This is a genomic window from Azonexus sp. (assembly GCF_036170495.1).
GTDB lineage: Bacteria > Pseudomonadota > Gammaproteobacteria > Burkholderiales > Rhodocyclaceae > Azonexus.
In genome coordinates, this window is the sequence record NZ_JAVHPH010000489.1 from 1 (window position 1) to 7733 (window position 7733).

Below are 7733 nucleotides of genomic sequence, written 5' to 3' on the forward strand. Positions count from 1 at the left end.
CGTCGATGTAGGGAACGACGTTGATTTCGCTTTTTAGACGACGCTGGCGCATGGCCCTATCTCATCTGCCGCTGGAGGATATTGGAGAATTCCTCCATGAACGACTCGTAGCGTGTCGCCAGACGGTCGATGTCATGCGAAAAGCGGTTGTAGGCAAGGACGGCCGGGATGGCTGCGAACAGGCCGATGGCCGTGGCGACGAGCGCTTCGGCGATACCCGGCGCAACCGAGGCGAGCGTCGCCTGGCCGACGTTGGAGAGGCCACGGAAGGCGTGCATGATGCCCCAGACGGTGCCAAACAGGCCGATGTAGGGGCTGACCGAACCGACCGAGGCAAGGAAGGCAAGGTGCGCTTCAAGGGAATCCATCTCGCGCTGAAAAGTGGCGCGCATGGCGCGGCGCGAGCCGTCGACGATGTCCTTGGATTCGAGGTTCTTCTGGCCGCGCAGCTTGGTGAACTCGCGGAAGCCAGCTTCGAAGATGCGCTCCATCGAACCAGCCTGATGGCGGTCATTGACCGCGCTGTTGAACAGGTTGTTGAGGTCACCGCCGGACCAGAAATCGCGCTCGAAATTTTCGGTCTTGGCCCGCGCCTGCTTGACGGCAAACATCTTCATGAAAATGTAGTACCAGGACATGAACGAGACGCCAGCGAGCAAGGCCATGACGGCCTGAACGACCGCGCTGGCCTGGAGGATGAGGTGAAGGATGGAAAGATCCTGGGTGACGTTCATTTAAGCGCTTCCAGTTTGCTGTGCAGGAAATCGGGGATGGCGGAGGGCGTCATGGTCGCCATGTTGACGCAGGCGATTTCGACGGTGCCGGTGACCAGTTCGACGTCGCCGCGGCGGACGTGCTGGCGGAATACGACACGGACGCGGGTCAGTTTTTCGACTTCGAGGCCGACGATCAGTTCGTCGTCGAGGCGAGCCGGCTTCAAATACTCACAGCTCGCCTTGCGGGCGACGAAACCGATGCCGGCTTCAGCGGCCAGCGCCGACTGGTCATGGCCGGCAAAACGCATCCACTCGGTGCGGCAGCGTTCGAAGAATTTGAGGTAATTGGCGTAGTAAACGACGCCGCCGGCATCCGTATCCTCGTAATAAACGCGGACGGGAATGGTGAAGGCGTTGGATTTCGGCTCGAATTTCATCCCGGGATTTTACCTTGCGCCGCAGCATTTTTTTGTAACGATCTGTTTCCAGAACAACACTTTTTCGCCAACAAAACCACGCGAATTCATGGTATTCCCGGGCACCGTCCCACATAATTGGCGCCATGCCCCGCCATTTAAAAATCAGTGATCGACGCAGCCTGATCCTGCTCTTGAGCCTGCTCCTCAGTGCCGGTTTTTTCGCCACAACGCTGTTCGGCTATTTCGTCTCCAAGGAAGCTATCCGCAGCGCCATCATCGGCCAGGATCTGCCGCTAACTTCCAGCAACATCTATTCAGAGATTCAGAAGGATCTGGTCCGGCCCGTTCTCATTTCGTCGACCATGGCCCACGACACTTTCTTGCGCGATTGGGTACTCCGCGGCGAGAAGGATGACCGCGAATTAGCCCGTTATCTGGCTGAGGTTAAACTGCGCAACAACGCCTTCAGCAGCTTCTTCGTCTCCGAAAAGACCGCGAATTACTACACCGGCGACGGCGCTTTCAAGCAGGTGTCCGAAGGCGAGCCGCGCGATGCCTGGTACTACCGGGTCCGCAATATGCGGGACGACTACGAAATCAACGTCGATCCCGATCTGGCCAACGACGACAAGCTGACCATTTTCATCAATTACCGCGTTTCCGATTTTGCCGGGCAATACATCGGCGCCACCGGCATCGGCCTCACCGTCGATTCAGTTCGCCGCCTGATCCAGGAATACCAGGCCCGCTTCCAGCGCACCATTTACTTTACCGACGCCACCGGTCACGTTGTCCTCCATGGCGGCCTGAAAGGCCAGGCGCCTGATCTGCGCAGCCAACCGGGGCTGGCCGCGATCCTTGACCGCATCCTGGCCGAACGCAGCGGCTCGTATCAGTTCCTCGATGGCGGCGACAACCACATTCTCAACGTCAATTACGTCTCCGAACTCAAGTGGTATCTGTTCGTCGAACAAAACGAAGACGTTTCGCTGGCCGGCATTCGCCGAACGCTGTACGTCAATCTGGCGATCAGCCTGGCCGTCACGCTGGTCGTCATTTTCCTGACCTACCTCGCTCTTGGCCGCTACCAGTCGAAAATCGAGGAAATGGCGTCGACCGACAAGCTGACCGGCCTGCTCAATCGCCACGCCTTCAGCATCCTGATCGACAAATTGATGGCCAACTATCGGCGCAATCCCCAAGCCATCACCGTCCTGCTCGCCGACGTCGACCACTTCAAAAGCATCAACGACCGTTATGGCCACCGCGTTGGCGACGAGGTGCTGACCAGCGTCGCGCACCAGCTACGGTCGACGCTGCGCTCCGCCGATTTCGCTGTGCGTTGGGGGGGCGAAGAATTTCTCATGGTGCTGCCCGGCTGCGCCGCCGAAGAGGGTCGGCAGATCGCCGAAAAACTTCGGCAGGCCGTGGCGGAGAGCATCCCTTGTCCGCACACGCCGGCGATTCGGGTGTCAATCTGCGTCGGCGTTGCCCAGTTCGACGGCACCGAGTCCACCGACCATACGGTGAGCCGGGCCGATACGGCGCTCTATGCGGCCAAGGCTGCCGGACGCAATCGCGTCTGCCTGGCCGGGGCGGAGTCCGTCCCGAGCGACAACGTAGCCTGATCAGCTATCGGCCAGCAGGTCGCGAACGACCGCACTGGCCGGCTCGGCCAGACCGAGGTGGCGATAGACGGCGGGCGTCGCGATGCGGCCGCGCAGGGTGCGCTGCAGGTAGCCTTGCTGGATCAGATAGGGTTCGAGCACGTCCTCGATGGTGTCGCGCGCTTCGCCGATGGCGGCGGCAATGTTGTCCACGCCGACCGGGCCACCGCCGAATTTGTCGATGATGGCCGACAGCAGCTTGCGGTCCATGATGTCGAGCCCGGCCGAATCGACGTCGAGCATGACCAGCGCGTTGTCAGCGACGCGACGCGTGATGTTGCCATCGGCCTTGACCTCGGCGTAGTCGCGGACGCGACGGAGCAGGCGGTTGGCGATGCGCGGCGTGCCACGCGAGCGTTTGGCGATTTCGAAGGCGCCTTCCAGGTCGATCGGTGCGTTGAGCAACGCGGCGGAGCGGCTGACGATGCTCCGCAGCTCTTCCGCCGTGTAGAACTCCAGGCGGGCGACGATGCCGAAGCGGTCGCGCAGCGGGTTGGTCAGCATGCCGGCCCGCGTTGTCGCGCCGACCAGCGTGAACGGCGGCAGATCGAGCTTGACCGAGCGAGCGGCCGGGCCTTCGCCGATCATGATGTCGATCTGGAAGTCTTCGAGCGCCGGGTAGAGGATTTCCTCAACGACTGGACTCAGGCGATGGATTTCGTCGATGAACAGCACGTCGTGCGGTTCGAGATTGGTCAGGATGGCAGCGAGATCGCCCGCCCGTTCGAGGACCGGGCCGGAAGTCTGGCGCAGGTTGACGCCCATTTCGGCGGCGACGATGTGGGCCAGCGTCGTCTTGCCCAGCCCCGGCGGGCCGAAGAGCAGCACGTGGTCGAGCGATTCGCTGCGGTTACGCGCCGCCTGAATGAAGATTTCAAGCTGTTCGCGGATTTTCACCTGACCGGTGTAGTCGGCCAGCCGCTTGGGGCGCAGGGCGCGTTCGAGCGCTTCCTCCTGGGCCGATTTGGAATTTGGGGCAATGATCCGGTCGACCGTGGGAATCGCGCCGGGACTCAGTTTGTCGGTTTCGATCATGCGTGGGGTTCCTCACGAAGCCAGCGCTGCAGCAGCATGTCGCCGAGCGCCAGCAAGACCGGGCCGAGAAAGATGCCAATGAAGCCGAAGACCAGTACGCCGCCGAGCACACCGAGCGCGATGAGCAAGATGGAAATGCCGGCGCCGCGGGCGATCAGGATCGGTTTGACGAAATTGTCGATGCTGCTGATCACGAGCAGGCCGTAGAGCACCATGAAAATCGCCCAGCCGGTCTGGCCTTCGCTGTACAGCCAGGCCGCCGCGCCGCCCCAGATCAGCGGCGGGCCGACCGGGATCATCGACAGGAAGAAGGTGGCGAAACCGAGCAGCATGGCGGCGGGAACGCCGGCTACCAGGAAGCCGATCATGGCCACCGTGCCCTGTGCCGCCGCCGTGCCGACGATGCCGAGCATCACGCCGACAACCGTGCCGCGCGCCTTGTCCATCATGTTCTCGCCCAGTTCGCCGCCCAGCTTGCGGGCGCCGAGGTAGAGCGCCTTGCTGATCGCCGCGCCGTCGCGATAGAGAAAGAAGGTCACGAAAAGAACCAGCGCCAGCTGCAGCAAGCCGTTGGCGGCGATGCCGCCGAGCGCCAAGGCGAACTGGCGGGCCGGGGCGATCATCTGCTTGACCAGCCCATTGAGTTCCTCGCGATTGCCGGCCAGCCGATGCCAGCTGGTCTCGATTTCCGTACCGACGAATGGCAGGCCGCTCAGCCAGCCCGGCGGCTCTGCCGGCAGTCCTTGTTCGATATAGGGCTTGAGGAAATCGATCAGGTTGTCGGCGCCGTTGGCCAGCGAGCCGGCCAGGAACAGTGTCGGCAGAAGCATGACGAGAACCAGCGCCAGCGTCATGAAGGAGGCACCCAGTGTGTTGCGCCCTCCCAGTCGCGGCAGCAGCTTGTCAGCGTAGAAAGGCCAGGTGCACATCCAGACGACGAAGGCGAACAGCACGGCGCCGATGAAGGGCAGCAGAAGCGCGATGCAGCCGATGATGAGGAGCACCACCAGCGCGATTTGCGCCATTCGCTTGGGATCGTTTTCTTCGATCATCAGACCTTCGACAGCAGTTTGAGGGCCGCCCGGATGCCATCCGAGGTGCCGATGTCGGCGGGCAATTGCTTCATTGCCGTGGCCGCTTCCTTCTCGTTGTAGCCGAGGGCGAGCAGGGCATTGGAAATATCCTGTTTGGCGTCGTCGACCGCCGCATGCAGCGAGACGCCGCCGATGGTGTCGGCCAGCTTGCCTTTGAGTTCGAGAAGCAGGCGCTCGGCGGTCTTCTTGCCGATGCCGGGCACCTTGATCAACCGGCCAAGTTCCTGCTGCGCCACCGCCGCCGCCAGATCATTGACCGACAGACCGGAGAGCACGGACAGCGCGGTGCGGGCGCCGATGCCGGAAACTTTAAGCAGTTGGCGGAAAGCGAAGCGCTCGGCTTCAGTCAGGAAACCGTAGAGAAAATGACCGTCCTCGCGCACCGCGAAGTGGGTGAGCAGCGTGACCTTCTCGCCATTGGCCGGCAGGTTGTAGAAGGTGCTCATCGGTACATCGAGCTCGTAGCCGACGCCGTTGAGGTCGAGCACGATCTGCGGCGGGTTCTTTTCGGCGATCAGGCCGGTCAGTCTTCCAATCATGGGCGATCCTGATACTGTATGTTCAAACAGGTTCTCATCCTACCAGCCGCCCGCCACGAACGCGATAGCCGGCCGTCGCCAGCGCCCCCAGACCTTGCCCGCCATGGGCGTGGCAGATAGCGCAGGCCAGTGCATCGGCGGCATCGGCGGTCGGTGCGCCGGGCAGGTTGAGCAGCCGGATAACCATGGCCTGGACCTGTTCCTTGGTCGCCTTGCCGTGGCCGACGACGGCCTGCTTGGTCTGTAGCGCCGTGTATTCGGCCACCGGCAAACCGGCATGGACCAGCGCACTGAGCGCCGCGCCACGGGCCTGGCCAAGCAGCAGAGTCGATTGCGGATTGACGTTGACGAAGACCTTTTCCACCGCCGCCTGATTCGGCGCGTAGGTGGCAATGACTTCGCTGATCCCGGCGAACAGCGTCTTGATGCGGTCGGGCAGCGATTCCTTGTCGTTCGACTTGATGCAGCCGCTGGCGACATAAACGAGCTTGTTGCCATGCATTTCGATGACACCAAAGCCGGTGATCCGCAAACCGGGGTCAATACCCAGAATACGCGGTGTGGTGCTGCTCATTTCGTCCTCGCCACCAGATAAACGCCGCGCACGGCCACGGCCATGCCGAATGCTACGGTCAACGTCAAATTTTCGCCAAAAATGAAATGGGCAACGAGGGCAGTTGTCGGCGGCCTCAGGTTGAGCAGGCTGATAGCACCGATGAAGCCGGTGCTCCACAGGAAGACAAAAAGCTGGGGGTAGAAGCGTTGCATGGCTGATCAGACTGTCAGATCGCCGGTGCATTGCCGACGGGCTTCGAGCAGGGTTTCAAACAGGGTTCGCGCGTCGCCGCTGGCCCGGTGCCGACGCAGCGCCAGCCGCACTTCAACCGCTGCCCGAGTGGTGTGCCACAGGGCCTTTTCGCACTCGCCAAGCAGCTCGCGCAAGTCACGCAGCTCGAACGAGGGCACCAGATCGGCCGCGTCGTACATCACGTTGAGCCAGACATAATCGTAGGACCAGGCATCGCAATAAACACGCTGGCCACGCAGGCTGCGATTGAGCGCCAGGCAAACATCGACGGCCGGTTTGCCGTGGCTGGCCAGTTGTTCGCGGGCGATGCCATGCACCGCCTCAGCCGAACTGTCCCAATGCGTCCAGCTTGCTTCCGGGCGGATCAGCGTGCAGAACGAGCTGCCGTCCGGCATGAAATAGCCGATCTCGATCGGATAACTGCCCTTGCCGAAGCCCGAGGCTTCGATGTCGATGATGACGGGCAAGGTCATGGCCTGCCACGCCCAGGGCGTCTCAGGGTTCAGTCGCAGCTCGCCTGGCAGTGGGCCGCATCAGCGGCGCAGGCTTTTTCATCGAGCAGCGTGCAGCCGCCTTTTGTTCGGTAGGTGAAATTGATCCCGCTCGGGTAGCCGCACACCAGCTTGGTCAGCTTGCCCTGCGCCACGACCTTCACGCTCGTTGCCTTGAGCGCCTTGACCTTGTCGGCCGGCAGATCGCAGGAGACATAGCCGTCGAAGACGCCATCTTTCGATTCCCAGCGCGCCGTGTTCTTCATCTGGCGATAGTCTTCGTAGCGAACGCATGAATCGGTCTGATTGGCATAGGCCTTGGCGTTGTCGCTGCAATAACCGTTGTAGGTAAATTTGAGCTCTTCTTCGCTCGGGCAGGCATTGACCTGGACGGCGGCGGCCAGTTCGGGGCAGGCCAACTGGCCGGCGTAGGCCGAAAGATTCAGCGTGGCAGCGAACAGGGCAAGGGCAAGCGAACGAAGATTCATGGAAGTCCTTTAGCTGCTTCGGCAAGGCGGGGTCGAGGCGCACCACCCGAGGGCGACGCACCTCGCGGCACGTCAGTCTTCGATGACGGCCGTGGTGTAAATTTCCTGCACGTCGTCGAGGTTTTCCAGCGCATCGAGGAGCTTCTGCATCTTGACGCCTTCTTCGCCGGCAAAGACGTTTTCGCCTTCTGGCTTCATCGTCACTTCGCCGAACTCCGACTTGAAGCCGGCGGCTTCGAGCGCATCCTTGACCGCCATGTAGTCGTTCGGCGGGGTGATCACTTCAATCGAGCCGTCGTCATTGGTCGCCACGTCGTCGGCACCGGCCTCGATGGCGGCATCCATGAGCGCCGCTTCGTCAGTACCTGGGGCGAAAATTAGCTGACCGACATGCTTGAACTGGAAGGCGACGCAACCGTCGGAACCCATGTTGCCGCCGAACTTGGAAAAGGCGTGGCGAACTTCGGCCACCGTGC

The 7733-nt window shown here is 61.8% G+C and carries 11 protein-coding genes; 1 reads left to right on the forward strand and 10 read right to left on the reverse strand.

Annotated elements, in window-relative coordinates:
- Positions 1-56 precede the first annotated feature (56 nt).
- Positions 57-734: a protein TolQ gene (tolQ, locus tag ADADOO_RS17625; protein ID WP_511278824.1), complete on the reverse strand. Its 678-nt coding sequence runs from the start codon at positions 732-734 to the stop codon at positions 57-59.
- Entirely contained in the window at positions 731-1153 is a 423-nt protein-coding gene (gene ybgC, locus ADADOO_RS17630) for a tol-pal system-associated acyl-CoA thioesterase (protein WP_511278826.1), read from the reverse strand. Before ybgC ends, tolQ begins: the two co-directional genes overlap by 4 nt.
- 125 nt (positions 1154-1278) lie before the next feature.
- Between ybgC and ADADOO_RS17635 the strand changes: the two genes are divergently transcribed.
- Entirely contained in the window at positions 1279-2763 is a 1485-nt protein-coding gene (locus ADADOO_RS17635; protein ID WP_511278827.1) for a sensor domain-containing diguanylate cyclase, read from the forward strand.
- On the opposite strand, the gene ruvB is transcribed toward ADADOO_RS17635, so the two are convergent.
- The 8 genes from ruvB to ADADOO_RS17675 form a co-directional block, all read right to left on the reverse strand.
- Positions 2764-3837, reverse strand: coding sequence for a Holliday junction branch migration DNA helicase RuvB (gene ruvB, locus ADADOO_RS17640; RefSeq protein ID WP_511278828.1), 1074 nt, complete (start codon positions 3835-3837; stop codon positions 2764-2766).
- Positions 3834-4889 (reverse strand): AI-2E family transporter, encoded by a 1056-nt coding sequence (locus ADADOO_RS17645; protein ID WP_511278829.1) that lies wholly within the window; start codon positions 4887-4889, stop codon positions 3834-3836. Before ADADOO_RS17645 ends, ruvB begins: the two co-directional genes overlap by 4 nt.
- Positions 4889-5470, reverse strand: coding sequence for a Holliday junction branch migration protein RuvA (ruvA, locus tag ADADOO_RS17650; protein WP_511278830.1), 582 nt, complete (start codon positions 5468-5470; stop codon positions 4889-4891). Before ruvA ends, ADADOO_RS17645 begins: the two co-directional genes overlap by 1 nt.
- A gap of 34 nt (positions 5471-5504) precedes the next feature.
- Positions 5505-6044: a crossover junction endodeoxyribonuclease RuvC gene (ruvC, locus tag ADADOO_RS17655; protein WP_511278831.1), complete on the reverse strand. Its 540-nt coding sequence runs from the start codon at positions 6042-6044 to the stop codon at positions 5505-5507.
- Positions 6041-6238 carry a hypothetical protein gene (locus ADADOO_RS17660; protein ID WP_511278832.1) on the reverse strand — a complete coding sequence of 66 codons (198 nt, stop codon included), beginning with the start codon at positions 6236-6238 and terminating at the stop codon, positions 6041-6043. The genes ruvC and ADADOO_RS17660 overlap by 4 nt, the downstream gene beginning before the upstream one ends.
- Positions 6239-6244: 6 nt before the next feature.
- Positions 6245-6751 carry a 3'-5' exonuclease gene (locus tag ADADOO_RS17665; RefSeq protein ID WP_511278833.1) on the reverse strand — a complete coding sequence of 169 codons (507 nt, stop codon included), beginning with the start codon at positions 6749-6751 and terminating at the stop codon, positions 6245-6247.
- A 29-nt stretch (positions 6752-6780) separates the two neighbouring features.
- The gene (locus tag ADADOO_RS17670; protein ID WP_511278834.1) at positions 6781-7257 is read right to left on the reverse strand and encodes a hypothetical protein; all 477 of its coding nucleotides are present in this window, start codon (positions 7255-7257) and stop codon (positions 6781-6783) included.
- Between the two features lie 72 nt (positions 7258-7329).
- A partial coding sequence (locus tag ADADOO_RS17675; RefSeq protein WP_511278835.1) for a YebC/PmpR family DNA-binding transcriptional regulator occupies positions 7330-7733 on the reverse strand: 404 nt, incomplete at its 5' end.